This window comes from Candidatus Amarolinea aalborgensis (genome assembly GCF_900491745.1).
Lineage (GTDB): Bacteria > Chloroflexota > Anaerolineae > SSC4 > Amarolineaceae > Amarolinea > Amarolinea aalborgensis.
Map to the genome: position 1 here is coordinate 185,419 of NZ_UETR01000006.1, position 26,508 is coordinate 211,926.

Annotated in this window: 23 protein-coding genes; 8 read left to right on the forward strand and 15 right to left on the reverse strand. The window is 61.9% G+C overall.

The annotated features are described in order from the left end of the window. Positions 1-66: 66 nt before the first annotated feature. Positions 67-3,738 (forward strand): WD40 domain-containing protein, encoded by a 3,672-nt coding sequence (locus ACPQ6D_RS10535; protein ID WP_423224281.1) that lies wholly within the window; start codon positions 67-69, stop codon positions 3,736-3,738. A 191-nt stretch (positions 3,739-3,929) separates the two neighbouring features. Here the strand turns inward: ACPQ6D_RS10535 and ACPQ6D_RS10540 are convergent, their stop codons facing one another. The 4 genes from ACPQ6D_RS10540 to ACPQ6D_RS10555 all read right to left on the reverse strand — a co-directional run bounded on the left by ACPQ6D_RS10540 (position 3,930) and on the right by ACPQ6D_RS10555 (position 5,703). Beyond that, entirely contained in the window at positions 3,930-4,286 is a 357-nt protein-coding gene (locus ACPQ6D_RS10540) for a DUF5615 family PIN-like protein (RefSeq protein WP_423224282.1), read from the reverse strand. Continuing rightward, positions 4,283-4,675 carry a DUF433 domain-containing protein gene (locus tag ACPQ6D_RS10545; RefSeq protein ID WP_423224283.1) on the reverse strand — a complete coding sequence of 131 codons (393 nt, stop codon included), beginning with the start codon at positions 4,673-4,675 and terminating at the stop codon, positions 4,283-4,285. The genes ACPQ6D_RS10540 and ACPQ6D_RS10545 overlap by 4 nt, the downstream gene beginning before the upstream one ends. Before the next feature lie 315 nt (positions 4,676-4,990). Then, positions 4,991-5,374 (reverse strand): toxin-antitoxin system TumE family protein, encoded by a 384-nt coding sequence (locus tag ACPQ6D_RS10550; RefSeq protein WP_423224284.1) that lies wholly within the window; start codon positions 5,372-5,374, stop codon positions 4,991-4,993. Next, positions 5,371-5,703, reverse strand: coding sequence for a hypothetical protein (locus ACPQ6D_RS10555; protein WP_423224285.1), 333 nt, complete (start codon positions 5,701-5,703; stop codon positions 5,371-5,373). Before ACPQ6D_RS10555 ends, ACPQ6D_RS10550 begins: the two co-directional genes overlap by 4 nt. Positions 5,704-6,039: 336 nt before the next feature. Here ACPQ6D_RS10555 and ACPQ6D_RS10560 point away from each other — a divergent pair, with 336 nt between their 5' ends. From ACPQ6D_RS10560 to ACPQ6D_RS10570, 3 genes are read left to right on the forward strand one after another with little or no spacing between them, the layout of a single operon-like run. Beyond that, the gene (locus ACPQ6D_RS10560; protein WP_423224286.1) at positions 6,040-6,807 is read left to right on the forward strand and encodes an ABC transporter ATP-binding protein; all 768 of its coding nucleotides are present in this window, start codon (positions 6,040-6,042) and stop codon (positions 6,805-6,807) included. After that, positions 6,804-9,389 carry an FtsX-like permease family protein gene (locus ACPQ6D_RS10565; RefSeq protein ID WP_423224287.1) on the forward strand — a complete coding sequence of 862 codons (2,586 nt, stop codon included), beginning with the start codon at positions 6,804-6,806 and terminating at the stop codon, positions 9,387-9,389. The genes ACPQ6D_RS10560 and ACPQ6D_RS10565 overlap by 4 nt, the downstream gene beginning before the upstream one ends. Before the next feature lie 36 nt (positions 9,390-9,425). Next, positions 9,426-10,577 (forward strand): lipocalin-like domain-containing protein, encoded by a 1,152-nt coding sequence (locus tag ACPQ6D_RS10570; RefSeq protein ID WP_423224288.1) that lies wholly within the window; start codon positions 9,426-9,428, stop codon positions 10,575-10,577. A gap of 35 nt (positions 10,578-10,612) precedes the next feature. On the opposite strand, the gene ACPQ6D_RS10575 is transcribed toward ACPQ6D_RS10570, so the two are convergent. From ACPQ6D_RS10575 to ACPQ6D_RS10625, 11 genes are all read right to left on the reverse strand, one after another. Beyond that, positions 10,613-11,032 carry an arsenate reductase ArsC gene (locus ACPQ6D_RS10575; RefSeq protein WP_423224289.1) on the reverse strand — a complete coding sequence of 140 codons (420 nt, stop codon included), beginning with the start codon at positions 11,030-11,032 and terminating at the stop codon, positions 10,613-10,615. A 13-nt stretch (positions 11,033-11,045) separates the two neighbouring features. Then, a complete protein-coding gene (locus ACPQ6D_RS10580) occupies positions 11,046-12,713 on the reverse strand; it encodes a CYTH and CHAD domain-containing protein (protein WP_423224290.1) in 1,668 nt (555 codons plus the stop codon). Positions 12,714-12,728: 15 nt separating this feature from the next. Next, the gene (gene phoU, locus ACPQ6D_RS10585) at positions 12,729-13,454 is read right to left on the reverse strand and encodes a phosphate signaling complex protein PhoU (protein ID WP_423224291.1); all 726 of its coding nucleotides are present in this window, start codon (positions 13,452-13,454) and stop codon (positions 12,729-12,731) included. A gap of 55 nt (positions 13,455-13,509) precedes the next feature. After that, positions 13,510-14,316 (reverse strand): phosphate ABC transporter ATP-binding protein PstB, encoded by an 807-nt coding sequence (pstB, locus tag ACPQ6D_RS10590; RefSeq protein WP_423224393.1) that lies wholly within the window; start codon positions 14,314-14,316, stop codon positions 13,510-13,512. A gap of 26 nt (positions 14,317-14,342) precedes the next feature. Further along, positions 14,343-15,227 carry a phosphate ABC transporter permease PstA gene (pstA, locus tag ACPQ6D_RS10595; protein WP_423224292.1) on the reverse strand — a complete coding sequence of 295 codons (885 nt, stop codon included), beginning with the start codon at positions 15,225-15,227 and terminating at the stop codon, positions 14,343-14,345. Between the two features lie 47 nt (positions 15,228-15,274). Then, a complete protein-coding gene (pstC, locus tag ACPQ6D_RS10600; protein ID WP_423224293.1) occupies positions 15,275-16,228 on the reverse strand; it encodes a phosphate ABC transporter permease subunit PstC in 954 nt (317 codons plus the stop codon). Between the two features lie 252 nt (positions 16,229-16,480). Continuing rightward, on the reverse strand, positions 16,481-17,479 hold the full coding sequence (locus ACPQ6D_RS10605) for a PstS family phosphate ABC transporter substrate-binding protein (RefSeq protein WP_423224294.1): 999 nt from the start codon (positions 17,477-17,479) through the stop codon (positions 16,481-16,483). Positions 17,480-18,318: 839 nt separating this feature from the next. Beyond that, complete coding sequence (locus ACPQ6D_RS10610) at positions 18,319-19,545, reverse strand: sensor histidine kinase (protein WP_423224295.1); 1,227 nt, start codon at positions 19,543-19,545, stop codon at positions 18,319-18,321. A gap of 5 nt (positions 19,546-19,550) precedes the next feature. Further along, positions 19,551-20,243 carry a winged helix-turn-helix domain-containing protein gene (locus ACPQ6D_RS10615; protein WP_423224296.1) on the reverse strand — a complete coding sequence of 231 codons (693 nt, stop codon included), beginning with the start codon at positions 20,241-20,243 and terminating at the stop codon, positions 19,551-19,553. Positions 20,244-20,277: 34 nt separating this feature from the next. Further along, positions 20,278-20,850: a hypothetical protein gene (locus ACPQ6D_RS10620; RefSeq protein WP_423224297.1), complete on the reverse strand. Its 573-nt coding sequence runs from the start codon at positions 20,848-20,850 to the stop codon at positions 20,278-20,280. Further along, the gene (locus ACPQ6D_RS10625) at positions 20,804-21,109 is read right to left on the reverse strand and encodes a hypothetical protein (RefSeq protein ID WP_423224298.1); all 306 of its coding nucleotides are present in this window, start codon (positions 21,107-21,109) and stop codon (positions 20,804-20,806) included. The genes ACPQ6D_RS10620 and ACPQ6D_RS10625 overlap by 47 nt, the downstream gene beginning before the upstream one ends. 176 nt (positions 21,110-21,285) lie before the next feature. Here ACPQ6D_RS10625 and ACPQ6D_RS10630 point away from each other — a divergent pair, with 176 nt between their 5' ends. From ACPQ6D_RS10630 to ACPQ6D_RS10645, 4 genes are all read left to right on the forward strand, one after another. Then, the gene (locus tag ACPQ6D_RS10630) at positions 21,286-22,125 is read left to right on the forward strand and encodes a hypothetical protein (protein WP_423224299.1); all 840 of its coding nucleotides are present in this window, start codon (positions 21,286-21,288) and stop codon (positions 22,123-22,125) included. Positions 22,126-22,373: 248 nt separating this feature from the next. Next, positions 22,374-23,552: a hypothetical protein gene (locus tag ACPQ6D_RS10635; protein WP_423224300.1), complete on the forward strand. Its 1,179-nt coding sequence runs from the start codon at positions 22,374-22,376 to the stop codon at positions 23,550-23,552. Between the two features lie 3 nt (positions 23,553-23,555). Then, on the forward strand, positions 23,556-24,248 hold the full coding sequence (locus ACPQ6D_RS10640; protein ID WP_423224301.1) for a TVP38/TMEM64 family protein: 693 nt from the start codon (positions 23,556-23,558) through the stop codon (positions 24,246-24,248). A gap of 159 nt (positions 24,249-24,407) precedes the next feature. Further along, the gene (locus ACPQ6D_RS10645) at positions 24,408-26,447 is read left to right on the forward strand and encodes a (Fe-S)-binding protein (RefSeq protein ID WP_423224302.1); all 2,040 of its coding nucleotides are present in this window, start codon (positions 24,408-24,410) and stop codon (positions 26,445-26,447) included. Positions 26,448-26,508 lie beyond the last annotated feature (61 nt).

The following is a 26,508-nucleotide window of genomic DNA, read 5'->3' on the forward strand; positions in this document are numbered from 1 at the left end:
TGTCATCGCTTGTCATCTCGATGCGCTGAGCGGAGTAGAAAGACGCAGGTGACAATGCGCCGCTCTATGTATCACGATCGCGACTATGATTTCGGTCAGCAAATCCTCGCGCTGCGCACGGGAGCCAATCTGACCCAGTCGGGGCTTGCGGACGTTCTTGGCGTCTCGCGCCAGGCCGTAGTCGGTTGGGAGGCCGGCGCCAGCTATCCCTCCCCGCAGCATCTCAAGCACCTCATTGAGCTCTGTTACCAGCACCACGCCTTTCACAGCGGCCAGGAAGCCGAGGAAATCCGCGCCTTGTGGCAGAGCTCGCGTGTCCGCGTGCCGCTGGATGAAACTTGGCTGACCCGCTTGCTGGCAGAGCTGCATGAGCCAGCGGCTGCGCCAGCTCCTGCGCTGCGCTCCCCACCCGTTGCCCCAGATGGTCCACAGCCGGGTCGCCTCACCGATTGGGGCGATGCGCCAGAGGCGGCGACCTTCTACGGACGCCAGGACGAGCTGGCGCTCCTCCGCGATTGGCTGCTGGAAGAGCGCTGCCGGGTGGTTAGCGTTCTGGGTATGGGCGGCATGGGCAAGTCCGCGCTGGCCGTCACGCTCATGCACCAGGTCGCGGATCAATTCGACGCCGTCCTGTGGCGCTCGCTGCGGGACGCCCCGCCCTGCCAACCCTTGCTCGACGACCTGCTGCGCGTCCTGGCGGGCGAGCCGCTGCCCACCGTGCTGGACAGCCTCGAACGACGGCTCACGCTCTTGTTCGAGTACTTGCGGACACGGCGTGTGCTGCTGGTGCTGGACAACCTGGAAAGCATCATGGAGGAGGCAGAAGGCAGCGGCCGCATGCTGGCCGGTTATGAAGGCTATGGCCGCCTTCTGCGCCGCGCGGCTGAGACCAAGCACATGAGCTGCCTGCTGCTTACCAGTCGCGAAAAACCCAGCGAACTGGCGCCGCTGGAAGGCAGTCGGTCTCCGGTTCGCTCGCTGCGCCTGCGCCAGCTCGACGCCGGCGCCTGTGAGCGGCTGCTGCAAGAGCTGGACGTGACGGGCAGCGCGGCCGAGCGCGCCCGTTTGATCGAGCGCTATGGCGGCAACCCCCTGGCGTTGAAGATCGTGGCGCCGACGATCGCGGGGCTGTTCGGCGGCGAGATTGCCGCGTTCCTGGAGCACGGCGAGCTGATCTTTGGCGGTGTGCGCTACCTGCTGCAAGAGCAGTTTGCGCGCCTTTCGCCCTTGGAAGAGAGCATCATGCTGTGGCTGGCCATTCTGCGCGAGCCGGTGACCGTGCCCCAGCTCGCCAACGTGCTGGTCCAGCCGCTGCCCGGCGCGCAGGTCCTGGAGGCGCTGGACACGCTGCGCGGCCGCTCGTTGATCGAGCGCGGCCAGGTGAAGGGCAGCTTCACCCTGCAATCGGTCGTGCTGGACTACGCCACGACGCGCCTCATCGCCGCAGCGGCCAGCGAGATCGAGCGCGGGCGCTTGAATCTCTTGAGCGATCACGGGCTGGAGCTGGCCAGCGGCAAGGAGTTCATTCGCGAGGCGCAGATTCGCTTGCTGGTGACCCCGCTGCTGGCCCGCCTGCGCGCCGCGCTGCCACAGCCCGCGGCCCTGGAGGCGCGCTTGCTGGCGCTGCTGGAGCCGTTGCGGGGGCAGAGGGACGAGATTCAGGGGTATGCGCCGGCCAACCTGCTGGCGCTGCTGCGCACGGCGCGCGGCGATCTGTCCGGGCTGGACCTGCATCAGCTCTCGCTGCGCAACGTCTATCTGCGCGGCGTCCACCTGCGCGACGCGAGTCTGGCCGAGGCAACCCTGCGCGACGCAGTCTTTACGCAGGCGACGGACACGATTTGGGCGATGGCTTTCAGCCGCAAGGGAACGTATTGGGCGGGCGGCAATCGGCAGGGGCAAGTCCAGCAATGGCTGTACTCGCAACGCCGCTTGCTGCGCACCTGGCGAGCGCATCACAGCACGGTGGCCGCCGTCGCCTTCAGCCCGGACGAACAGCGCCTGGCCACGGGCAGCTGGGACGGCGTCGTCAAGCTGTGGGATGCAGCCAGCGGCGGCCTGCTCTGGACCAGTCCCCCGGTGGATGCCGTCATGGCCGTGGCCTTTTCACCCGACGGCCGCGCCCTGGTCAGCGGCGGAACCGAAGGTCAAGTTCGTCTGTGGGATGGGGTCAGCGGCGCCTTGCTGCAAACGCTGGACGAACACACAGGCCCGGTGTTCTGTGTTGTTTGGAGTCCTGATAGCGAGTTTCTCGTCACCGCGGGCCATGACGGCCGCATCCGCCTGTGGGCGGCGGCGGAAGCCGACGCGCCGAGGCTCCAGCTCACACCAGCCCAGACCCTCGACGGGCACAGCGGCCCGGTGCGCGGACTGGCGTTCGCCCCCGATGGCCGCACGCTGGCCAGCGCAGCGTGGGATGGAACGGTCAAGCTCTGGGACACCGCGGGCGGCGCGGTCAAGGAGACCATACCCGTCTCCGCGCGCCTGATGGGGCTGGCGTGGAGTTCCGATGGCCGCTATCTGGCGTTGGGCGAGCTGGACCGCGCCTTCTGGGTCTGGGACGTGGAGCAGCGCAAGCAGCGCATGGCGTTCACCGGAACGATGACGCCGGTGCGCGCGCTGGCCTTTTCGCCCGACAGCCGCACGTTGGACACTGCGCACGAAGATGACAGTATGCAGGTCTGGGACATGGTCACGGGGCAGTGCATCAGCAAGTGGCAGGGCTTCGCGCGCGCCGTGTCCGATGTGGCCTGGAGTCCGGACAGCGCGCAGATTGCCGCCGGCGGCAACGATGGGCTGGTGACGATCTGGGATGCCGCCCAGCTTGTCCCGCTGCACCTGCTGCGCGGCCACAAGGCGATCATCTGGGGTGTGTCATGGAGTCCCGATGGCCGCTGGCTGGCGAGCTGCAGCGAGGACAACACGATCCGCATCTGGGACGCCGCCAGAGCCGCCGGCGAGCGGGTCGTGACGGACGCCGCGCTGGTGGACGCGCAGCTCTTCGCCACGGCCTGGAGCCCGGACGGCGAGCGCCTGGCGGTGGCAACGCACCGCCAGGGCGTGCTGGTTTACGACCGGCGCGCACGAACTTTGCAGCGTGTGGGGAACGCCGCTGCGCCGCCCAGACTCCGCTGCGTGGCATGGAGCCCGGACGGCAGGTATCTGGCCGCTTCAGGCGAGGGCGGGTTGATTCTGGTCTGCGACTGCGAGGATTATTCGCTGCGCGCCACGCTGCACGGCCAGCGCGGCATGGTGACCGCCCTGGCCTGGAGCGCCGACGGCACGCGCCTGGCCTCGGGCAGTTGGGGACACGGCAGGGACCACCTGTGGATTTGGGACACCGAGCGCTGGACGCCGATGGCCGCGCTGGACGATCCGAGCGAGTTGGTCAACGGCGTCGCCTGGAGCGCGGATGGCGAGCGCCTGGTCAGCGCGGGCAACGACGGCGTGCTGCGCTGGTGGAATGCGCACAGCGGGCAATGCGTGCTCGCGCGCCCGGGACACGACGGGCCGGTGCAATCGCTGCGCGCCAGCCCGGACGGTCGCCTCCTCGCCAGTTGCGGCGACGATGGCGCGATCCGAATTTGGCAGATGGAGAACGGCGACTCTGTCACGACCTTGCGCCGCGACCGCCCCTATGAACGGCTCGACATTACCGGCATCCAGGGCGTGACCGATGCACAGAAACTGGCGCTGCAGCTGATGGGGGCGGTGGAGGGCCTCAGCGATGGAGAGTGAACCGCCACAAGATGTAGTCGTTTCCTCCCGCACTTCCCCGACTCTTTGGGCGCGGGAGAGGCGTTGTCAACTGGTCAATGATCGGGTGCATGCAGATAACAACAACCTGCCCCGCCGTGGTCACGCCCAACTGGACAGAGCGGGAGTTCAGCCTGGACCACTGGGAGGATGGCGGAGATCTGCGAAGCCACCTACTCAGCCCGCGTTGCAAACTCAGCCAGGTTCTTCCAGTTGTTGATCATCTCGTCGGCAGCCACCGAGTTCAGGAACTTGATCACCCTCCGCAGCATTTCGCCTAACCCAAGCTGCTCTGAAACGATAACTCCGTTGTGGCTGCGTTGATTGCGCCAATAGTCCCGAAAGATGGGAGTGAAGTCCTGCGCGTTGCAGGTCAGGATGGCGCGGCCTTCGGCTGCGGCGTAGGCCATCTGCTCGTCGTCCGATGCCTCGGCCATGCCAACCTCGTGGGCCGCCATTGCATCGAACCCGCGGCCGCGCAATGCCTGCGCCAGCTTGTAGCTGATGTCTGCGTCAATGTACAGCCTCACAAAGATGCCGTTAGCGGCGGTCCCTGCCATAGCGCCTCGCGGTTCTGGACGATGGAGCGATCAATCTCAACCTGGTGTTCGTAGTAGTAGCTGAGCGCGTCGTAGACCTGGGCCAGGGTCAACACATCCTCGAAATCCTCGACGATCTGCTGTGGGGAGCGCCCCAACTGTGACTGTTCCGCGATGGTCTGCACGCTCACACCCGTGCCGCGCACCACGGGACGGCCGCCATGCACGCCTGGAATGCGAATGATATGTGCGTGCGCAGTGGCCGTCTGGGGACGGATCACCTGGCCCAGTTGATCAACCGAGCTCCTAAGCGAGCCCAGTTCTCGGCGCACCTGGTTCAATTCGCTGTAGATCTTCTGTACATCCAACTCAATAGTCATCGCCTATTCCTCGCTCGACGTGCTGTCCACCCGCAGTGTACCCCGAACCTGCTACTCCGTCAAGCCGTTTCCATCCTCATCAAAACGCATCGTCACAGAGCATCAGCCAGCTCGCGCTCGCTCAGCGGCTGCGGACGTGGGCCAACGGGAGGAATCGCTTCGACGACCGCAGCAACAGCGTGCGCAGGGTGGGCCTGCTGGCGCTGGACGACTTCGGCGCGTGGCCGGTCACGGCGCCGCGCGGGAGAAGCGCTGTCCACTGATTAACGACCGTGTGCATCCAGATGCACGTCAACTTGCTCGCGGCGGCTTGACTTAAGCCTGGCCGGATGGGTCAAGTATGGTGAGCACCAAAGGCAAATCTGTTGTCACATCACCGGTCAACGGCGACAGGCGAACTTCGCCCGAGGGGCTATGAAAGTGGTGGGGATACGAGGCAATTTCGGGGAAGTGCTCCTTGTTGTCCCAGCGCATGAGCGGTTCGCCAGCGCGAAGCAACTGATAGGAGTAGTCCACATGCCCGCTATGATCATAAATGCGAATTTGAAGCACGTCTCCGTTGAGCGATTCGGCGCGCACCTTGATGGCGTACTGGCGTGCAGAGAACGACTGCGTGTCAAGGACGCGCACGGCGCTGCAACGACCGGATCGCTGCAGCGCCGTCACGACGTAGCTCAACAGATCCGCCAGCGTGTTCACTGCGCGACCTCGCCCTGTAAGCCTAGCCAGCTTCGCACCATGTCGCGCGCGATTTTCCACTCCAAAGCGTCGTCTTCTTCGACCATCACCGCTTTGTTGAGCATTGGGCTGGGCGCTTCGCTCAGCGTTTTCGACCGGGCGCGCAGATACTCGTCGAACTGCTCATAGGTCATGCCGTGGCGCGTCTGGAAGTCTGCTTCGATGGCGCGGTAGCGTTCGATCTGGCGCAGCACGTAGTCGCGGGCGATCTCGCTGATCGCCATTTCGGCATTGGGAAACAGCCCACGCCGCACGAAGGGTTCGACAACCGCAGTCAGTTCTGGAGACATATGCTCACCTCATAGTCAGCAACCATCAACAGCACAGTTGCTATTGCAGTCCTACTTTACCCCAGTTTGTCGTGTGAGGCAAACCAGAAGTTTGTCGAAGTTGCGGCAGTTGTCCCCTTGACCATGTCGAGCGCCAGAAAAAGCCGCTGCCTGAACTCCTGGTTCGACAGCCCCCGGGCGATGAGCCGCAGCACTTTTGGAATGGCCGGTCGTGCACGCGGCCACTTGCGGTGGGCGTAAACCCGCTTTCGTGACCGCGCGGCAAACCACAGCGTCCAAGCAATAAGCCTGCTGTCAATGCGAAACTCGCCCGCAGGCGCCAACCGGAGGTTGCTCATGCTGTTGAAAACGTCTATCCCCTCGCCCGCCCAGGCCGACGGAACCCTGGCCACCAATCCTATTGTCCGCCTGCAAGGCGTGGGCAAGGATTATACGGAAGCAGGGGAACGCCATGTCATCCTGCACGATGTCAACCTCGATCTGCAAGCAGGTGAGTTCACCGTGCTGTTGGGCAGGTCTGGTTCGGGCAAGAGCACCTTGCTCAACTTGATCAGCGGGATTGACGACCCTAGCCAGGGTGAAATCTGGTTCAACGACATCCCAGTCACCCGACTCCCCGAACAGCAGAGAACCCTGTTCCGCCGCCAGCATATTGGCTTTGTTTTTCAGTTTTTCAACCTGATTCCCACGCTAACCGTGCAAGAAAACATCCTTTTGACGTTGGAACTCAACAACTGGCCGGCCGGCCGGGCGCTGGCGCGCGTGCGTGACCTGATGACGCGCGTAGGCCTGGCTAACCGCGCGGACACCTACCCCGACCGCCTTTCCGGCGGCGAACAGCAGCGCGTGGCGATTGCGCGCGCCCTGGCTGCGAATCCGACGCTCATCCTGGCCGATGAGCCGACTGGGAACCTGGACGAGGATACTGGCCGCAGCGTGCTGGGCCTGCTGCTGGAACTGACGCGCCAGGCTGGCCGCACCCTCATCATGGCGACCCATTCGATGGAAGTTGCCAGCCAGGCCGATCGAGTTTTTCGGATTGTGCATGGGCAATTGATCCCCGCGCCGGAACTGCCTGCAGCGATGCGAGGCCGCAGAGAATGAGGATAAAATTCAGCGCTCCGCGCTATCTGCTGCGCGTCAGCCTGCGCCATGTGGCGCGGCGACGCTGGCAAAGCGTGCTTTTCATCATGGGCGTAGCCTTGGGCGTCGCCATGATGGTCGCCATTGACCTGGCCAACGGCAGCGCCAGCCGCGCGTTTCGCCTCTCCACAGAGACGGTGGCCGGCAAGGCAACGCACCAGGTGTTTGGAGGACCGGCTGGCCTCGACGAGTCTGTCTACCGCCGGGCGCGCGTGGATCTGCACCAACGGAACAGCGCGCCCGTGGTTGAAGGGTATGTCAGCGTACCCACGCTTGACAACCAGCCGCTGCGCCTCCTCGGCGTGGACCCCTTTGCCGAAGCGCCCTTTCGCTCATACTTGACCAGCCAATCTGATCGTGTGCCCCTTGACAGTCTCACCGCGCTGCTCACCCGCCCCAACACGGTGCTGCTGTCCGAAAGCCTGGCTCAGCGCTTTGGTCTGCAGCGCAATGACACCCTCAGCTTGCGTGTCGGCGCGCAGACCACAACCGTGCAGGTGGTCGGCCTGATTCGGGCTGCCGATGACATCAGTCGTCGCGGGCTCGACGGCCTGATCTTGACCGATATTGCCACCGCGCAGGAACTGTTGGACATGCGCGGTCGCCTGAGCCACATTGATCTCATCATCCCTGCGGGTGACACGGCGACCCTGGACCAGATTCGCGCCATCCTGCCGCTTGGGGCAACCATCGAAGCGGCCGCCGCGCGCGCCGGCGTTCTGGAGCAGATGACCTCTGCCTTTGAGCTCAACTTGACTGCGCTCAGCCTGCTGGCGCTGGTTGTGGGCATGTTCCTGATCTACAACACGGTCTCGTTTTCCGTGATTCAACGACGTCCGGTGTTAGGCACCCTGCGCGCGCTGGGCATGACGCGCCGCGAGATTTTTGCCATTGTCCTGTTCGAAGCCGCGGCTCTTGGCCTGATTGGATCCCTGCTCGGCCTGGCGCTGGGCGTGATTCTTGGCCGCGCCGCTGTCACCCTGGTGACACAAACGATTACGGATCTCTATTTTGTCGTCAACGTGCGCAGCGTAGACGTGCCCTTCTTCAGCCTGCTCAAGGGGCTGGTCATTGGTCTCAGCGCAGCGCTTCTGGCCGCAGCCGCGCCGGCCCTCGAAGCCACCAACGTCCCGCCAGTCAACGCGTTCCGCCGATCGGTCATCGAGAGCCAGATTCGGCGCTACTTGCCGTCGCTAACCCTGGCTGGCGTAGGGTTGATCGGCCTCAGTGTTCTGCTCTTATGGCTGCCGCAAAATTCACTCGTGCTCAACTTTGCGGGCCTTTTTATGCTGGTGCTTGCGTTTGCCCTGCTCACCCCTGGCGTGACCCTTGCGCTGATGACCGTGGTCACACCGCTGACCAGCCGCCTCTTTGGCTACCTGGGGCGCCTGGCCCCACGCACCATTAGCCGCTCACTCAGTCGCACCTCGGTCGCCATTGCCGCGCTCATGGTCTCTGTCTCGGTCATCATTGGCGTCAGCCTGATGATTGGCAGTTTTCGCAGCACCGTTGAGGATTGGCTGGCCGCCACCTTACAGGCGGACATTTTTATCTCCCCACCTTCCCTGACCGCCACGCGTGTCACCACAGCCCTGCCGGATGGGTTGGCCACGGCGCTGGCGCGCGAACCGGAGCTGCGCCGCGTGGAGACCGCGCGCAGCGTCACCGTTAGCTCGCCCGATCTGGGCAGCGTGGCCGTGGTGGCCGCAACAGGCGATGTGTCGGATGGGCATCGCCGCTACCTCTGGTCGGCTGCGCCTGACGCGGCCGCCCTTTGGCAGCAGGTGCGTCAAGGCGCGGTGATCGTTTCCGAGCCGTTCGTAAACCTGCGCAAGTTACCCAACCAGGGGCGCGGCGCGACCCTGCGCTTGCTGAGCGACCACGGTCTGGCTGAGTTCCCTGTCGCTGGCGTTTACTATGACTATGCCGCCGGCGCCGGGACGGTCATCATGGACGATGCCGTGTATCGCCGCTTATGGAATGATCGCGCCGTCACCTCGATTGCGATCTATGTGCAGCCAGGGCGTGATGTGGATGCCGTCGTGGAAACCCTGCGCAGCCGTTTTGCCGGGGAAGAGGCGTTAGTCATCAACCCCAATGCCGGGCTGCGCCGCGCCGTACTAGATGTTTTCGACCGCGCCTTTGCTATCACGATCGCGCTGCAACTGCTGGCGACAGTCGTGGCTTTCATTGGCGTCCTGAGCGCGCTGCTGTCGCTGCAGTTGGAGCGCACGCGTGAGCTGGGCATTCTGGCGGCCAGTGGCTTGACGCGCCGGCAGCTCTGGGGCCTGACCTTGCTGGAGACCGGGTTGATGGGCGGGACTGCGGGCCTGTTGGCCTTGCCGGCCGGTCTGGCGCTGGCGCTGGTGCTGATCTATGTCATTAACCTGCGCTCATTTGGCTGGACCCTGCTGCTGCAAGTCAGCCCTGCGGCTTTCCTGCAGGCGTTGGGCGTCGCGCTGTTGGCCGCCCTGTTGGCCGGTATCTATCCGGCCTGGCGCCAGGCGCGCATTGTCATCGCAGATGCGCTGCGCGGAGAGTAAGGAAATGGAGACCGGAGACCAGAGATTGGAGATCGCATGACTCGTCGCATACTTTTGGGTTTGGTCGTGGTGGCGCTGCTGGTGGGCGGCGGTTGGTGGTGGGGACGGCCACAGCCGCCAAGCCAGGTCAGCGGGCAGATTGTGGACGCGGCCGTCGCCTCCACGGCTGGGTTTGCGCAGGTCACCACCCCGGTGAGCATCGAGTTCCCGCGTGATCACGGCCCGCATCCGGCCTATCTCACCGAGTGGTGGTACTATGTCGGCAACCTGGAAAGCGCGGACGGTCGTCGTTTTGGCTTTCAGTTGACCTTTTTCCGCCGCGCGCTGACTCCAGAAGCGGCTGCCCGCACGTCGGATTGGGCCAGCAACCAGGTCTACATGGCGCACTTTGCCTTGAGCGACATCGGCGGTCAGCAGTTCCATGCCTTTGACCGCTACAGCCGCGGCGCGGCCGGGCTGGCTGGCGCGCAGGCAGAGCCGTACCGGGTCTGGCTGGAAGATTGGTCGGTAGAAGGCATTGGCCCGCAGACGGAACGGCTGCGCGCGCAACAAAATGACCTGGCGCTTGATCTGACGTTGACCTGGGGCAAGCCGCCAGCCCTGCATGGCGAGGCCGGTCTGCATCAGAAGGGGCCTGAAATGGGCAATGCCTCGATGTACTACTCGCTGACGCGCTTGCCGCTGCAAGGCGCGATTACGGTCAACGGTCAGGCGTTTGCGGTGACCGGCAGCGGCTGGATGGATCACGAGTTCGGTACGACAGCTCTGGGCGCGCGCGCGATTGGCTGGGACTGGTTTGCGCTGCAACTTGACGATGGACGAGAGCTGATGGTCTACCAGATTCGGCGTGACGATGGCACGATCGAGCCGCAGTCGAGCGGCAGCCTGATTGAAGCCGACGGCCGCGTGCAGCACCTGACCGGGAGCGAGGTGCGCATTGACGTGCTTGACACCTGGCAAAGCGCAGCCAGCGGCGGTCGTTACCCGGCCCGTTGGCGAATCACCATTCCCGCCTACGGGCTAACACTCACCGTTACCCCGCGCCAGGCCGATCAAGAGCTGCGCCTGGCGCAAACCTATTGGGAAGGCGCCGTGGCCATCGAAGGCGACAGCCACGGCCAGCCTCTCAGCGGTCAGGGCTACGTCGAATTGACCGGGTATGTGGGCACGCTGCGAGGGCAGTTGTAAGGCCCCGGCAGGCTATGTCTGAGGATGCTTGACCTTCATGCGTCCCTTGTCAACAAGGCGGTCACCTGCTCTGCAATGTCGTCGCGCACCTGGCGGAACGCGGCCAGGACTTCCGCGGCGCTGCCCTGGGCTTTGGCAGGATCGGGAAAGCCAAGATGCACGCGGCGCCCTTGGCCCAGCCAGACCGGGCAATTCTCTGCGGCGTCATCGCACACGGTGACTACCAGGTCGAAGGGTGTGGATCGGAACTCGTCCGTGGACTTGGAGCGGGCATGCGCGGGGACGATGCCGATCTCGGCCAGGACTTGCAGCGCCAGCGGGTGGACGTAGCCCGCAGGCTGGGTGCCGGCCGATACCGCGGCCCAGGCATCGCCCAGACGCGCGTTGACAATGGCTTCAGCCAACTGTGAGCGGCAGGAATTGCCCGTACACAAGAAAAGAACGTTACGCTTCACAGCATCCCCCTGGTTACAAATTCGCTACGGCCAGCGCCAATTGGCGCCGCAGTTTGGGCGCATTGAGTCGTTTCCACGCCGCGGGTACCCTGCGCTGCAGCTTGCGCAACTGCCCCTCCTGGGCGGTCAAATAGGAGACAACCCCCTTCAACTCGGGCTGCTTCCGCGCCCGCGTCTCTGGCAAACCAGTCTGGTGCGCCAGAAAATCGCTGAGCAGGTGCACGGCCACATCCGCGTCGTGCAAATCGCCCAATAAATCTTGCGTTTGCACCAGCTCGGCAATGACCCCATCGGCGTCGCGACCTAACACCTCGCGCAAGAACTCCAGCAGATAGCGTAGCCCCTTGATCTCGATGCGCAGTTGGTGCAGGGTCTCCAGGGTCGCGCGGTCCAGCACCCACTCGTAGGCGCGGATGCACTCGAAATCAAGCCAGACTGTACTCCCGACGACGTGACAAACCAGCACGCGCTGCGGCTCGTTGCGGCTGAGCGGTCGTGCGCCAGCGCCTGGCGCGGTGAGAAAAGTCTCGAAATCCCGCTTGAACTGGCGATAGCGATCGCTTTCCAAAAAAGCCAGCATAGCGCGTCGCGCGGCGTCGCGCTGCGCTTCCCAGGCCAGGCGCAGCCTTTCCAAACCGGCGCGTTCGGTGTCTGGCAAACCCGCCGCGTAGCGCTGCAGCTTGTCCAGCAGCACATCCAGGTCGCGCACCTGGCCCAAGGCGCGGCCAGTGCGCCGCAGGTTGCGCCCAAACGAAGCGATGTCGTCCTTCTCAAAATAGGGTTCGAAAATCTTGAGCGCCGCGCGCATGCGGCGGGTGGCTACCCGCATATCGTGCAGGGCCTCGATATCTTCGCCCTTGCGTGCACCCTTTTCCTGGCGCAGCATGCGGCGGAAATGAAAATAGAGGATTTTGCGTCCCGCCTCGCTCATGCGGTCATCGCTGCGTACGCCAGCCGCGCGGCCGCCCTTGTCGCCGAGGGTCAGGTCGGGAGCGCCGGCGGCTTCGGCGGTCGCCAACGCCAGCTCGGCGTCGGCCGCGCCAGCCAAGGCGAGCGCGATCGCCAGCTTGGAGCGCGGTTCGGGCTGCAGCTCGGGAAAAGCGGCTTGCAGCGCGTCGCCGCAGGCTTCCAACTCAGCCGGGCTGCCGTCGTGGCTCAGCTCAATTTCCACCAACCACACCGGCTCATCCGCGGCGTTGAAGAGGACGGCATCCAGGGTCATCTCTGCGATCACGCGGTTGGCCGTCAGCGCCTGGCGCACGTAGCGCGTCTGTTGAATGTGAACCAGTTCTTCCAACGCGTCGCCCGCGGCCAGCGACTGCGCCAGGGTGCGCGCCGGACCTTCAGGCCAGGTTTCAGGCGGCCCAGGGGCGTTCAGGGTCACTTCGACTTCGGCGCGCTCATGCAAGCCGCGCGCCTGGTTGCCGCCGCTGTGCAGACCCTTCAACGTGGCCAACCAGGCGCCGTTGGGACGCGGGCGCAAGCGGCAGGCAAAGCCTGCATGCAAGAAGTTGTGCTCCGCCGTGTCGAAGTAGACATCTTCCCCGCGTTGTACACCCTGGTCGCGCAGCACAAAATCACCCACGCGATCGAGCGCCAACAAACGGTTGAACACATCTTCGCCAGGAACATGAAACTTCAGTTCGATTTCCTGGGCCGGGGCAGCACTGTCAGTTGACATGGCTTCACCTCATGGTCAATCCCGTTCTTGCGCGGCCAACGGATCGCGTGGCAACGCGCCGGGAGTTGTCTGGGCGGAATCCAAGACATCCAATTCGGTCATGCGGCCCGTAATGGTGTAGACGGTGCGCTCGCAGATATTGGTGACACGATCGGCGGCGCGCTCCAGGTTGTGCGCGACCCACAGCAAGCGCATGGCCTGGTCAATGTTGCGCGCATCAGCCACGATGAGGTCAATCAGTTGACGTTGCGTGCGCACGTAAAGCGCATCCACTTCATCGTCTTCGGCGGGCAGCGCGCGCGCGGTTTGATCGTCGCGGCGCTGGAAGGCGTCGAGCGCGCGGCGCAGCATGTCGCAGGCCTTGCTGGCCATCAGCTCGATGCTGGACAATGGAAAAATCAACGGTTCGTCGGCCAGCATGAGGGTGATGCGGGCAATGCCTTTGCCGTAATCCCCCATGCGCTCCAACTCGGTGGCAATTTCCAGGATGGATGCCAGCGTGCGCAGATCGCTCGCCATCGGCTGCTGCGTGGCAATCAGCGCCAGGCAATTGTCCTCGAGGGCGAGCCGCCTTTCGTTGATCAACCGGTCGTCCGCGATCAACTGTCGCGCGGCTTCCAGTTCACGGCGCTGCAAGATGTCTACTGAATCCAGGATAGCTTTTTCCACCATGGAGCCTAACAGAAGAACATCGGCCTGCAGCTTTTGCAGTTCACGTTCAAAATGTTGACGAATGGACATAGTCCGCTCCTGCAAGCCTGCCGGCCTGCACATTCGATTCCGCGCATGGCGCTGCTTAACCAAAACGACCGGTGACGTAATCCTCGGTGCGTTTGTCGCGCGGCGACGTGAACATCGCGCGCGTGGGGCCAACTTCGATCACCGTGCCCGATTTGCGATTGTCATCCAGCATCATCATCGCGGTGATGTCGGAGACGCGCGCGGCCTGCTGCATGTTGTGCGTCACAATGATGATCGTATACTGCGCGGCCAGTTCCACCATCAGCTCTTCGATCTTGAGCGTGGCAATCGGATCGAGCGCCGAACAAGGCTCATCCATCAGGATGACTTCTGGTTCCACGGCCAGGGCGCGAGCAATGCACAGGCGCTGCTGTTGCCCGCCGGACAGGGCGTAGGCGCTGGCGCGCAGCTTATCCTTGACTTCATCCCACAAGGCGGCCTGGCGCAAGGAGCGTTCGACGATGTCTTGCATGTTGCCCCGAAAGCCGTTGACGCGTGGGCCGTAGGCCACGTTATCGAAAATGGACTGGGGGAATGGGTTGGGTTTCTGAAAAACCATGCCGATGCGTTTGCGCACTTCGACCGGGTCCACCGCCGGCGCGTAGAGGTCCTGGCCATGAAACCAAACCTTGCCGGCGACGCGGGTGGCGGGGATCAAGTCGTTCATACGGTTGAAACAACGTAAGAAAGTGCTCTTGCCGCAGCCGGAGGGGCCAATGATGGCCATGATTTTGCGCGCGGGGACTTCCAGGGTGAGGTCTTTGAGCGCGTGGCTGGCCCCATACCAAAAGTTCAGACCTTCAATGCTGAAAGCGCTCTGATGGTTGGAATCAGGATTCGTCGTGCTTGATGAAAGAATCATCGAATCAAGTTGCATAGGATCACTCGTTAGAAACGCTTTTGCAGGCGATCGCGCAAAATAATGGCGATGGCATTGGCGGTTAATAGGACGGCTAACAGGACGACGATGCCGGCTGCGGCCAGCAGACGGAAATCGGCCTGGGGGCGCGAGGTCCAATTGAAAATTTGGATTGGCAGCACGGTGAACTGACTGAAGATGTTCTCCGGCAAGAAGGCGATGTAGGTGAGTGCGCCGATGGTGATGAGCGGCGCGGTTTCACCCACGGCGCGGGAGAGCGCGAGGATGGTGCCGGTCAGGATGCCAGGAAAAGACATAGGCAGCACCGTATACCACACCGTTTGCCAGCGCGTGCCGCCCAAGGCGAGCGAGGCATGGCGCAGGGAAACCGGTACGGCCCGGATCGCTTCACGCGAGGCGATGATGATCGTCGGCAAGATGAGCAGGCTCATGGTCAAGGCGCCGGCCAGCAGGCTGCGGCCCAGCATCAAGCCGCGCACGAAGATGCCTAATCCCAGCAAGCCATAGACGATGGAAGGGACGCCGGCCAGGTTCGAGATGTTGATCTGGATCAGATTGGTGATCCAATTCTGCGGCGCGTATTCCTCCAGGTAGATGGCTGCGGCCACGCCGATGGGAAAGGCAATGATCGCGGTCAGTCCCACAAGCCAGAGGGAGCCAACGAAGGCCGAGAGAATGCCGGCCTTCTGCGGAAACCGGGAAGGAAAGCTCGTCAGGAATTGCCAAGTGAGCCACCCCTGGCTCTTAGTGAGCACATCCACCAGCAGGATGGCCAACACGATCAAGCCCACAAGGGTAGCCGCGAACGCCACGGCGGCGAAGAAGCGGCCTGCGCGCTTGCGCCGCGCGAGTCGCTGGCGAAACTCCAGGTCGGAATTGGGTTCAACGTCCATCTGTTTCCCTCATCGTAATCCGGCGGGTTGCGACCGATATGACTCGTTTACTGATAAACCTGGCGATAGCGGGCCAGGATGCGTTGACTGATCAGGTTGAGCGCAAAGGTCATGACAAAAAGCAGCATGCCGACGGCAAAAATAGTCTTGAATTCAATGCTCTGCTGTGGATTGTCGCCCAGGCTGACGCGGGCAATGAAGGCGGTCATGGTTTCCATCGCTTTGAGCGGATTAAGCTGCATGATCGTGCTCTGCCCAGAAGCAATCAAGACGATCATCGTTTCGCCAATGGCGCGTGAAATAGCCAGGATGAAGGCAGCCGCAATGCCAGACAGGGCCGAAGGCACGACCGTGCGCAGCGTCACTTCCAGTTTGGTGGCGCCCAAGCCATAGGCCGCTTCGCGCAACGAGCGCGGCACCGCGGTCATTGCGTCTTCGCTGAGCGACGAGACCAGGGGGATAATCATAATCCCCATCACGATGCCTGCGCTGAGCGCGTTGAAGACCTCCATTTGGGGCAGGAATTGGCGCAGCAAAGGCGTGATGAAGGTGAGGGCAAAATAGCCATAGACGACGGTGGGGATGCCAGCCAGAATCTCTAACAGGGGTTTCAGTACGCGGCGTATGCGCGTGCTGGCGTATTCGCTTAGGTAGATGGCGGCCAACAGCCCGATGGGCAGCGCAATCAGCATGGCGATCAACGAGATGACCGTGGTGCCTGCCACGAGCGGCAGCACGCCGAAGCTGGGTGGGCTGAAGAGCGGCGTCCACTGCACGCCCGTGAGGAACTCAAACAAGGGCACCACGCGCAGAAATTCAATCGCTTCGAAGATCAGGACGCCCACAATGCCCGCCGTGGTCAAAATAGAAACCGCCGCGCAGGCAAAGAGCGCGGCGCCGATGAGTCTCTCGCGCGCGGAGCGCCAACGGTTGCCTACAAGCGGGGCGTCAGAAACAGGGACGAGATCTGGTGCGGCCTTTTGCGCCTGTTGTTTGTCCATGGCTTCTTGCTGCCGGCCTCCCTGGCGAGTCAGTTGAACGGGTTTATGATTCAGCATTATTCTATGCTAAGTTAGGATTCTACGCCACTTTTGAAACAGAGCAATGCCAGTCCGGTGTAGGATAAACCGGGCTGGCATTGCACAAGACAATCCTGCGTCAAACCGGTGAGCGGCTGAAGGCGAAGGATACGATTCCAGCCGCGCAAGGGATGCACCAGCCGCGCAAGGCTGGAAGACAAACCATGTCAGAGTCTACTTGGCAAACTTCGCCAGGGCAGCCTTGTCTTCATCGTAGCGCGCTTGCGGCACAGCCACGTAACCGACTTCGTCTACCACCTTAGGCGCGTTGTCAATGTAGAACTTGGCAAACTCAAACACCTCCGGCCGGCTCAGCGCGCTGTTCTTCGCATAGAAGAAGAGCGGCCGCGAGAGAGGCGTATAGGCGCCTGTGTTTACCGTGTCGAAGCTCGGCGCCACACAGCCCTTGCCGTTGTCAATCTGCACAGCCCGCAGCTTGTCCTTATTTTCGATGTAATAGGCCAGGCCAAAGTAGCCGAGCGCATTGGCGTCGCCTTCGATTCCTTGCACCAACACGTTGTCGTCCTCGCTGGCGGTGAAGTCCGAACGTGACTGCTTGGCCTTGCCATTGATGACCTCGGTGAAGAAGTCGAAGGTGCCAGAGTCGGTGCCAGGGCCGTAGAGCGTCAGGGGCTGATCCGGGAAGCTGGGGTCTACATCCTTCCAGTTCTTGACCACACTGCCCGCGTCCCAAATGGTCTTCAACTGCGCCACGGTGAGGCACTGAGCAAACGTGTTCTTGGGGTTGACCACCACGGTCAAGCCGTCGAGGCCAATGAGAAACTCGGTGTACTCGATCTGCTTGTCCGCGCACGCGGTCTTTTCAGAATCCTTGATCGCGCGCGAGGCATTGGAGATGTCTGTTTCCCCGTTGCAGAACTTCTTGAAACCACCGCCAGTGCCTGAGATGCCTACCGCCACCTTGACCTTCGGATGCACGGCGCCAAACTCTTCTGCCACGGCCTCGGTGATCGGATAGACGGTGGAAGAGCCATCAATGGCTACGTCGCCGCTCAACTCCATTGCGGGCGGCGCCTTTGTAGGCTCAACGGCTGCCTTTGTAGGCTCAACGGCCGCGGTCGGCGCCGACGTGGCGGCCGGTGCGCCGCACGCGCTGAGCGCTACCATCAAGATCATCAGCAGGGTGATGGCAGTCACGAATCTCGTACGCATGAAAAATCTCCTCTGTGTTATCTTCACAAGTTTACGTCTTGCGGCAAGAGTCACTGACGTGCGCGTAACTCGCTCGCGAGTCATACGCACGTAGACCCCAGTCCGCAGGCTGAGGATAACCGATTTGATTTAACCAGGTCTTATGACGCAGTTAATGCTTGACAATCTGCAGATTAAGAATTGATAATATCGCTAACTATCCCCTTGCGCAGGCTGGCTGCGCCATCCAGCGTCGGGCAAGCCGGCAACGTTCTCGACAGCGAAGGCGCCTTACCCGGCGGGCCTGCGCAAGGTTGGGCGATGTTTCGGCAGGCAACCCTCGCAGGGGTCACTGGACATCACAGCGTTGACTTATGAGAACGTCGCGTGCCTCTGAGCGCGTCATCTTGCCACAGCCCTGCGAGGGGGAGGGGATCCCCTTGCGCAGGCTGGCTGCGCCATCCAGCGTCGGGCAAGCCGGCAACGTTCTCGACAGCGAAGGCGCCTTACCCGGCGGGCCTGCGCAAGGTTGGGCGATGTTTCGGTAGGCAACCCTCGCAGGGGTCACTGGACATCACAGCGTTGACTTATGAGAACGTCGCGTGCCTCTGAGCGCGTCATCTTGCCACAGCCCTGCGAGGGGGAGGGGATCCCCTTGCGCAGGCTGGCTGCGCCATCCAGCGTCGGGCAAGCCGGCAACGTTCTCGACAGCGAAGGCGCCTTACCCGGCGGGCCTGCGCAAGGTTGGGCGATGTTTCGGTAGGCAACCCTCGCAGGGGTCACTGGACATCACAGCGTTGACTTATGAGAACGTCGCGTGCCTCTGAGCGCGTCATCTTGCCACAGCCCTGCGAGGGGGGTTAGGCGATGGGGAGCGTGAAGAAGAAGCGCGCGCCATGACCCAGGCTGCTTTCAACCCAGATTTGGCCGCCATGTCCTAACACAATATGGCGGGCGATGGAAAGTCCCAGCCCGGCGCCGGTTTCGCTGCCGCGCGAGCGGGCGCGATCGCTCTTGTAGAAGCGTTCAAAAATGCGCGGCAGCTCGCTGCTCGCGATTCCAGGACCTTCATCCCACACCGTGAAGACTGCCCAATGCCCGTCAGTCCAGCCGTCGGGCGGCGCCACGGGAGGAACATCTGCGCCTGCATGAAGGCTGCCGCTTTCGCAAACAACCGTCGTCGCCGCGATGCCTACGCGGCCGCCGACCGGGCTGAATTTGATCGCGTTGTGCAAGAGATTGGCTGCCACCTTCTGCACCTGTTCTGGATCTGCCAGCACGGGTTCGGCCACAGCCAGCGCCAGGTGCATCTGCACCTGTTTGCGTTCAGCCTGCGGCCGCAAACGCTCTACCACCGGTTCGATGATGGCCGCGGCTGGCGTTGGCAGTAGTTTCAGCAAGACCTGCCCGGACTCGATTTGGCTGAGATCAAAAAGCTCGCTTGCCAGCTGCTGCAAGGCGTCGGCTTGTGTGCTCATATTTTCCAACAAGCGGCGCGCCACCTGGGCGTCATCCAGCGCGCCCATGCGCAGCGTTTCCAGCGTCAACTGAATGGCGGCAATGGGGGTGCGCAGGTCATGGGAGATATTGGCGACAAATTCACGCCGCGCGCGACCGAGGCGTTGCAATTCCGTAATATCCTCCAGAGCCAGCACCGCGCCTTGCTGCTGCACCGGGGCCGCGCGCACGCGCCAGAGGCGCGCCTTGAACGCGACTTGCCGTTCAACAGAAATCTGTCGTTCCAGCGCGTCTTGCACCGCCTGGTTGATTTCGTAACTCGGCAGCGCTTCGATTAGCAGCCTGCCGGGCGCCGCGTCCGGCCGGATGATCTCCTGCACCTGCTCGTTGAACCACCGCAGGCGGCGCTCCTGATCCAGGATCACCAAGCCGCAGGTTGCCACCACCCCCAGCGCCTGACGTTGGGCCTCATGTGCAGAGAGCGCCCCGTTGATCTCGCCGATGGTGCGCTGTTGGCGCGCAAGTTGGTATTCAGATGCCGCGCGGCCAGTGTGCAGGCGTTGAGCCCACCAGGCCAAGCCCACGCTGAGCAACACCACCACCAACCAGCCAAATTCCATCATGTTCATGACGCTTAGGCCTCGAAGCGGTAGCCCAAGCCGCGTACGGTCTGGATATGGGCAGGGTGTGCGGGATCATCTTCGATCTTTTCACGCAGCCAGCGTACGTGTACATCCACGGTGCGATCGTCGCCAAAGAAATCTTGGCCCCAGACATGGTTCAGCAACAGATCGCGCGAGAGCACCGCGCCGCGGTGACGCATCAACTCGGCCAGCAGGCTGAATTCTTTGGGCTTCAGCGGCAGGTCAACGCCGTTGCGCGTGGCCCGGCGCGCAATGAGGTCAAGAACCAGGTTGCCGGCTTCCAGGGTGTCGCGCGGTGCGGTGCTGCGTGCGCGGCGCAAGAGCGCGCGCACGCGGGCCAACAGCTCTCCCAGGCTGAACGGCTTGGTCAGGTAATCATCCGCGCCGCTTTCCAGCCCCACGATTTTATCCAGTTCGCCGCTACGCGCGGTCAGCATGAGGATGCCGCTGGCGGCCGTCGCGGGATCGCGACGCAAACTGCGGCAGACAGACAGCCCATCGAGTTCAGGCAGCATCAAGTCCAGAATCACAACGTCCGGCGCCTCCGCGCGGGCCAGCGCCAAGGCATCTAGCCCGGTGCCTGCCTGCAAGACCGTGTAGCCTTCCTTGTTCAGGTTATAGACCAGCGCCTCACGTAAGGTGACTTCATCTTCCACGACCAGGATTGTCTGCGTCTCCTCCACACCATCTTCTCCCTTCTCTCACGTCAATCCATCGCTAAAAATACCAGGCTGGGACATCACTCATCATCCACGTCAAACCAGGATAATGGCTTCTGATGATCAATTCAACGATGCGCGCTGTTTTTTCGGGAAAGTCAATGGGGGCAAGCGCGTTGAGTTCAACACCAATCAGGTGTTTCCGCCCACTCTCAGTGCGCATCATCGCGGCATAGGTGATGGTGATCCGCTTCAGAATGCCGAGGATACTATAGATCACGTCAATGTCGTCTTTGTGTTCTCTTTCGCAGTATTCAATCAATCTCACAAAGAAGCGCTTGCCATAGTCCAATTTACAGATGTGAGTGAATTGAAGAGCAAATTCGTCTTGGGTTGTACTCGTGGCAAAAACGGTGGCAAACGCGTCGTTTATGAGCACCATGTTGTTTAGGCTCCTACGGCGCGTATCCCATTCCCGGCTGGCCTCCTGAAGCAAACGGCGGATGCGTTCTTGCACAAGGGCAATCGAACTAGCCTCTTTGATTACATAATCATCGAGATGCTCTCGATTTTTGGCGCAATGATCAATTGGTTCTGGCGCCCCAACCTCTAAACAAACGTTGAACCTCAAAAATTGCATCTTGAAGTTGTTGGACGTGTTCTTCACCGTGGTCGCCGCGAAGTACCTCTTCGAGGTTTCCGGCCAAGATATTGTTCATTGCTTCGAGAACTGCAGGTCCATGTTGGGGGTATCTCTTGTCGCTCGTCCACAAGAGTTCCAATTGGCGAGCGAAGGGAAACTGTGAGAGTGTTGTAGGCTCCTCGCCCGGTCGAGATGGCGAGGGATGACCGAGTTTGAGGATGTCGTTAGCATCATGCAAGGTAATCATGATTAGTCTCCTTATGACAACTGACCCTAACGATCCTATCCTAACACAGGAATAGCGATCATGCAATGTCAGCTGACCTACGACTAGCGGTTGGTTGACTGAAACCGTTGACTTAGCACGCGCTTGATGCTATAATGGGGCCAAGTCAATCCGAGTAATCACAAGCAGGTGTCAACATGAATCAGACCCAGCAGCAAGTGTATGTTGAAGTGTGGCGCACCGCCACAGCCCTGGTAGATGCTGTCAATCGCATGGATCAGCGCAGCGCCCAGCGGCAGGTGGCTCTGCGCAGCCGCCTCGATACGCTGCTCGATGTATATGGCATCGGCGCACTGGTGCCTCTTTTCTACGCGCACGTCTCGGGCGGCGGACATTATCCTCGTCGCTTCGCAACGCTCAGCAGCAGTGAGGCGCTGCTCGAACTTGGCCGCTGTCGCGATATGGAGGCCCCTCTCGAATCTACTTTTGCCCATGTGTCGCTGCACCTGCGCCGGCATGGCCGCCAGCCCTGGCTGGCGGTGGACGTTCGACCCTTGTCTCTGGATGCCATGCTTGATCGGGCAGAATGCGAACAGAGCCTGATTGCTGGCGAGGGCGATACGCTCGTGCTCAAGCTGTTGACCGGTCGTCTGTACATGAAACCGCGGCGCCAGGCCAGCCTGGATCCGGTGGAGGCGCGCTTGATCGAGGAAATGCCCAAAACGCATTTCAGCCTGCCTGAACAGGTTTGCGCCTTGCTGCTGTGGCGTGATTTTCAGCACGAAGAAGGCAAGCTGGACACGACCGCCATTCTTGCTTGGGCGGCCACCGTCCAGCATGTGATCGGGGTGCTCAACGGCCACAGCCTGAGCAGCGCACGCGCGGCCGCGCAATACGATGTAGACCCGGGCCTGGTGCGCAATCTACGCCAGCACCTCATGCAGACGGTCAAATTGACCAACAGCGCCGAACGCTACACGGTGTTCGATTACGCCCCCGCAACCGAGTTCAAGGGCGCCGCCAAAGCCGCGGCCTAACACTGTTTGAAACGACGGTTGATTGGAGCTGCAAAGGGCACGGAGATAATCTCCGTGCCCTTTGCATTGGCCACGTACGTGCTGATTGAGAAGCAGGTTGTAAAACAGTTTACAGACGTGGCCTTGGGATACGGCGATAATGATTGAGCAAGTGTGAATAGGCTGCATGCGCGCCCGTTTGTCGCATCGCCTTGCGATTAGTCTCGCACACGCTGTGATCGTTATGACGAGCAAGAAGCGGATCACCATTGATGACTTTTTTCGGGCCATTGACCCCATTACGCGTATTTCGAGTCGTGCTCTTCGTCAAGGTGATTACCATCTTGGCCAGTCTCCTCGTGGCATTAGCCGTGGGCGACCGAACCGCGCAGCAGCATTTGAGCCTTGCCATGTTCCTGGCTATCCTGATGCTCATTCTCTTTGGCGCCAACTGGTTGGAGGCGCGTCTGGGCGTCAGCGCCCTGGCCGTTGCGTTGGGGTTGGCAATTCCTTTGCAGGCGCTCGAATGGGGACTTACGCCGCTCTCACACGCACAAAACCTGTTGACCAACTTCGGCGCGGTTGAACCGTTTCTGTTCCTGGTGGCGCTGGTTATGCTGGCCGCCTGGCAGTACGGCTTGATCGGGGCCTTCTTAGCGGTTGTAGCTTCTTCTTCGATGCACATGCTGGCGGTTGTCTGGTTCGATGGCCTGGCGCAGCTCAACTTCCTGGGGTTAGCCGCCCGCGGCTTCATCCTGGCTGCGGCGGGGCTAACCCCCATCTGGCTGCAGGAGCCGCGGCTGAAGTCAACCGAGCAGCGCACCCCATCCCCATCCACGCGGCCGTTGGGCGCAGCTTCTGTGCCCGCCGAAAAGCTCTCCACGGATGATCTGCGCCGTCGTCTCGCCCAGGTGCTGCTGAATGTGGATGCACACCTGGAAGGCATGGAAGATCTGCTCGACGATGCCGGCGCGCCGCTCCGGCACGCGCTGGCCGATGCGCGCCTGGACATTTCCCAGGCGCAGGCTCTGGTCAACCTGGCCGATTCGGCCTGCGCCTGCCGTTTGGGGCTGGAGGAAGCCGTGCGCCATCACGTGGCGACATTCCGTGAGCGCACCGGCGCCAGCGTGGCGCTGCACATGCAGTTGATGCCAGACAGCCTCGATCCAGAACAAGCGGCGGCCGCGTTTCACATTGTAGAGGAAAGCCTCGCCAGACTGGCGGCGCAGCCGGATGCGCATGCCAGCATTTCCTTGAAATGCAGCGGCAGCCATGTCGCGCTGAGCATCTATGGTCATCACAACGGCGCAGAAGCAGCCAACCGCACGAGTGAGAGCCGCATGAAAGCGCTGCGCCAACGGGTCGAAGCGGTCGGCGGCATGATCTGCATCAGCCACCAGGCGCAGAACGGCACCACCGTGGCCTGCGTCTTTCCGCGACGCGCCTAGCTCATGTTCTCTCGATCACCCAAAATCACCCGGCGCGCCCTGGCGCTGACGTTCGTCTTGCTCAGCCTGGTAACCCTGGGCGCCATATACGGCCCGGCCTTGGTTGACCTGGTCAGCGACCGCGCCCGCGTCGAAGCCTGGCTGCGGGCGCTTGGCCCCTGGGCCCCGCTGGCGCTGATTGCCCTCAACACCATCCAAATCGTCTTTGCGCCCATCCCTGGCTATTTCGTACAGGCCGCGGCTGGTTATCTCTTTGGCGTATTGGCCGGCGGCATCTACGGCGCCATTGGTATGCTTCTGGGCGGCGCGCTGGCGATGAACCTGGCGCGGTGGTATGGGCGTCCCCTGGTTGCGCGCCTGGCCGGGTCAGAACGGCTGCAGCGCTGGGAAGGCGTCATTCACAGCGACTCGATCTGGCCCTGGTTTCTGCTCCTGCTCGGACCGGTGGGCGACGTTCCCTACTACATTGCCGGCCTGACCCGCGTCTCTATTTGGAAAATCCTCGTCATTGCTCTGCTGGTGCGCGGCCCTTCCGTCTTCGTCGCGGCTGCGGTCGGCGCGGGCGTGATCAACATTCCACCAGTTTTGTGGCTTGCGTTCGGCGCCCTGCTTGTGATCGCCGCTCTCCTGGCTCATCGTTACCATGACCGCTTCGAGCGATGGGTGGATCACACGCTCCTGCGCCGCGTCGCCTAGACTTCCGAACCTTCGCAGACTTCGAAAGCCTCCGAAGTCTAAAATCTGCTGCTTCAATGTGATTTACATCAGCCTATCCTGCACGGTACTTGTGGTAAAATAGACAAGCCCCGTGCAAAATCCATTTTTCCTGCAAACCTGTAGAAAGGCATTCACGATATGCTCACGCTGGTTGAAAAAATCCTCTTCATCCTTTGTGTCGCAGCAGCAGTTTACTATGGCTACCTGGGCTTCAAGAAGCTCTATTTGGTGATTCGCCGCGGGCAGGGCGAGCTTGACGTAAAGAAGTTCGTTGCCCAACTGATTGACGCTGCTATCAATTGGGTGGCCTTGCTGCCCACCTGGCGGGCGCGCAAAGTCTCTAGCGTCTTTCACGCCATGATCGCCTGGGGTTTTACTTTCTATTTCCTGGTCAACTTCGGCGATGTCTTGCAAGGCTATTTTCCCATCACGTTTCTGGGCACAGGTGCGATCGGCAATGTCTATCGCTTCCTGGCCGATATCTTCAGCGTCTCCGTCCTGGTCGGCATGATCTACTTCTTGGTCCGGCGTTTTATCGTGGATACACCGGCGCTCAAGTATCACAGTAACATCAAGCTGATGGACCGTATCAAGCAAGGCGGCGTGCGCCGTGACTCGATGATCGTCGGCTTTTTCATCCTGTTCCACGTCGGCTTCCGCTTCCTGGGCGAAACCTTCACCCTGGCGGGTGAGCGCCTGGCGACAGGCGTCGGGGACGCCGGCCAGCCGTTTGCCAACCTGGTCAGCGGGCTGTGGGGCGGCATGAGCGCCGGCACGATTGATGTCATGCGTCACGTGTGCTGGTGGGTGGCGCTAGGTCTGATTCTGGCCTTCATCCCTTATTTCCCACGCACCAAGCACATCCACCTCATCATGGCCGGCGTCAATTTCCTGACCAAGCCCAAGCGCACGTCGCGCGGGGCGCTGGAGCCGATCAACTTCGAGGATGAGTCCATCGAGCAGTTCGGCGTCGCGCGTCTGGAGCAGCTGCCGTGGACGCACCTGGTGGATGCCTACGCCTGCATCATGTGCAACCGCTGCCAGGATGTGTGCCCGGCATATACCACCGGCAAGGAGCTGTCGCCCTCCGCGCTGGAAGTGAACAAGCGCTACTACATCAATGAACACGTTGATCTGCTGGCCGCAGGCAAGGAATCGCCCGATCGTATGCTCGACTTTGCCATCAGCGAATCGGCGGTGTGGGCCTGTACGGCGTGCGGCGCGTGCATCGAAGTCTGCCCGGTGGGCAATGAGCCGATGTTCGACATCCTCTACATGCGCCGCAACCAGGTGTTGATGGAAAGCGAATTCCCAGAGCAGCTGCAGCCCGCGTTCAAGGGCATGGAGCGCTCCGGCAACCCCTGGAACCTGGCCCGCGGCGATCGCATGGCCTGGGCGGCCGACCTCGACATTCCGACCGTGGAAGACAACCCGGACTTCGATATTCTCTGGTGGGTGGGCTGCGCCCCTTCCTATGACAGCCGCGCGCAGAAGACCGCGCGTGACTTTGCCAAAGTTCTCAAGGCCGCGGGCGTCAACTTCGCTGTCCTGGGCGAGATGGAAAACTGCACTGGCGACAGCGCCCGCCGCGCGGGCAATGAAGCGCTCTTCTTTGAGTTGGCGCAGGCCAACATCGAAACCTTGAACGAATTCAAGCCCAAGCGCATCGTTGCGACCTGCCCGCACTGCCTGCACACCCTGGGCAAGGAGTATCCACAGTACGGCGGCAACTTCACCGTGGTGCATCACACCGAGTTGATCGCCGAATTGATCGCCGCCGGCAAGCTCAAGCCAAATCTGGCTGCCGTCGGGCCGGTGACCTATCACGATCCATGTTACCTGGGGCGCCACAATGGCATTCTGGATGCGCCGCGCGCAGTTCTGACGCAGTCGCAGGTCAACCTGGTGGAAATGGGACGTAACCGCAACCAGTCCTTCTGCTGCGGCGCGGGCGGCGCGCAAATGTGGAAGGAAGAAGAGCACGGCACGGAGGCGGTCAACATGAACCGCTACACCGAGGCGGCCGGCACCGGCGCCAAGACGATCGCCGTGGGCTGCCCCTTCTGCCTGACCATGCTGACCGATGCCAGCAAACAGGCCGACCAGGGCGTACAGGTCAAGGACATCGTGGAACTGGTGGCCGCGGGCTTACCCAGCACCAACGGCCACGGGGGCTAAGCGCCGTCTAACTTAACCATAAAGGGGCAGGTTAAACAACCTGCCCCTTTGTGGTTTCAGC

Excerpts from the sequence above, each read along its gene's own strand:
- pstB (WP_423224393.1), bottom strand. The coding sequence starts at position 14,316 with ATGATTCTTTCATCAAGCACGACGAATCCTGATTCCAACCATCAGAGC.
- ACPQ6D_RS10560 (WP_423224286.1), top strand. The coding sequence starts at position 6,040 with ATGCTGTTGAAAACGTCTATCCCCTCGCCCGCCCAGGCCGACGGAACC.
- ACPQ6D_RS10545 (WP_423224283.1), bottom strand. The coding sequence starts at position 4,675 with ATGACTATTGAGTTGGATGTACAGAAGATCTACAGCGAATTGAACCAG.
- ACPQ6D_RS10645 (WP_423224302.1), top strand. The coding sequence starts at position 24,408 with ATGCTCACGCTGGTTGAAAAAATCCTCTTCATCCTTTGTGTCGCAGCA.
- ACPQ6D_RS10605 (WP_423224294.1), bottom strand. The coding sequence starts at position 17,479 with ATGCGTACGAGATTCGTGACTGCCATCACCCTGCTGATGATCTTGATG.
- ACPQ6D_RS10630 (WP_423224299.1), top strand. The coding sequence starts at position 21,286 with ATGAATCAGACCCAGCAGCAAGTGTATGTTGAAGTGTGGCGCACCGCC.
- pstC (WP_423224293.1), bottom strand. The coding sequence starts at position 16,228 with ATGGACAAACAACAGGCGCAAAAGGCCGCACCAGATCTCGTCCCTGTT.
- ACPQ6D_RS10640 (WP_423224301.1), top strand. The coding sequence starts at position 23,556 with ATGTTCTCTCGATCACCCAAAATCACCCGGCGCGCCCTGGCGCTGACG.
- pstA (WP_423224292.1), bottom strand. The coding sequence starts at position 15,227 with ATGGACGTTGAACCCAATTCCGACCTGGAGTTTCGCCAGCGACTCGCG.
- ACPQ6D_RS10610 (WP_423224295.1), bottom strand. The coding sequence starts at position 19,545 with ATGAACATGATGGAATTTGGCTGGTTGGTGGTGGTGTTGCTCAGCGTG.
- ACPQ6D_RS10535 (WP_423224281.1), top strand. The coding sequence starts at position 67 with ATGTATCACGATCGCGACTATGATTTCGGTCAGCAAATCCTCGCGCTG.
- ACPQ6D_RS10555 (WP_423224285.1), bottom strand. The coding sequence starts at position 5,703 with ATGTCTCCAGAACTGACTGCGGTTGTCGAACCCTTCGTGCGGCGTGGG.
- phoU (WP_423224291.1), bottom strand. The coding sequence starts at position 13,454 with ATGTCCATTCGTCAACATTTTGAACGTGAACTGCAAAAGCTGCAGGCC.
- ACPQ6D_RS10625 (WP_423224298.1), bottom strand. The coding sequence starts at position 21,109 with ATGATTACCTTGCATGATGCTAACGACATCCTCAAACTCGGTCATCCC.
- ACPQ6D_RS10580 (WP_423224290.1), bottom strand. The coding sequence starts at position 12,713 with ATGTCAACTGACAGTGCTGCCCCGGCCCAGGAAATCGAACTGAAGTTT.
- ACPQ6D_RS10570 (WP_423224288.1), top strand. The coding sequence starts at position 9,426 with ATGACTCGTCGCATACTTTTGGGTTTGGTCGTGGTGGCGCTGCTGGTG.
- ACPQ6D_RS10565 (WP_423224287.1), top strand. The coding sequence starts at position 6,804 with ATGAGGATAAAATTCAGCGCTCCGCGCTATCTGCTGCGCGTCAGCCTG.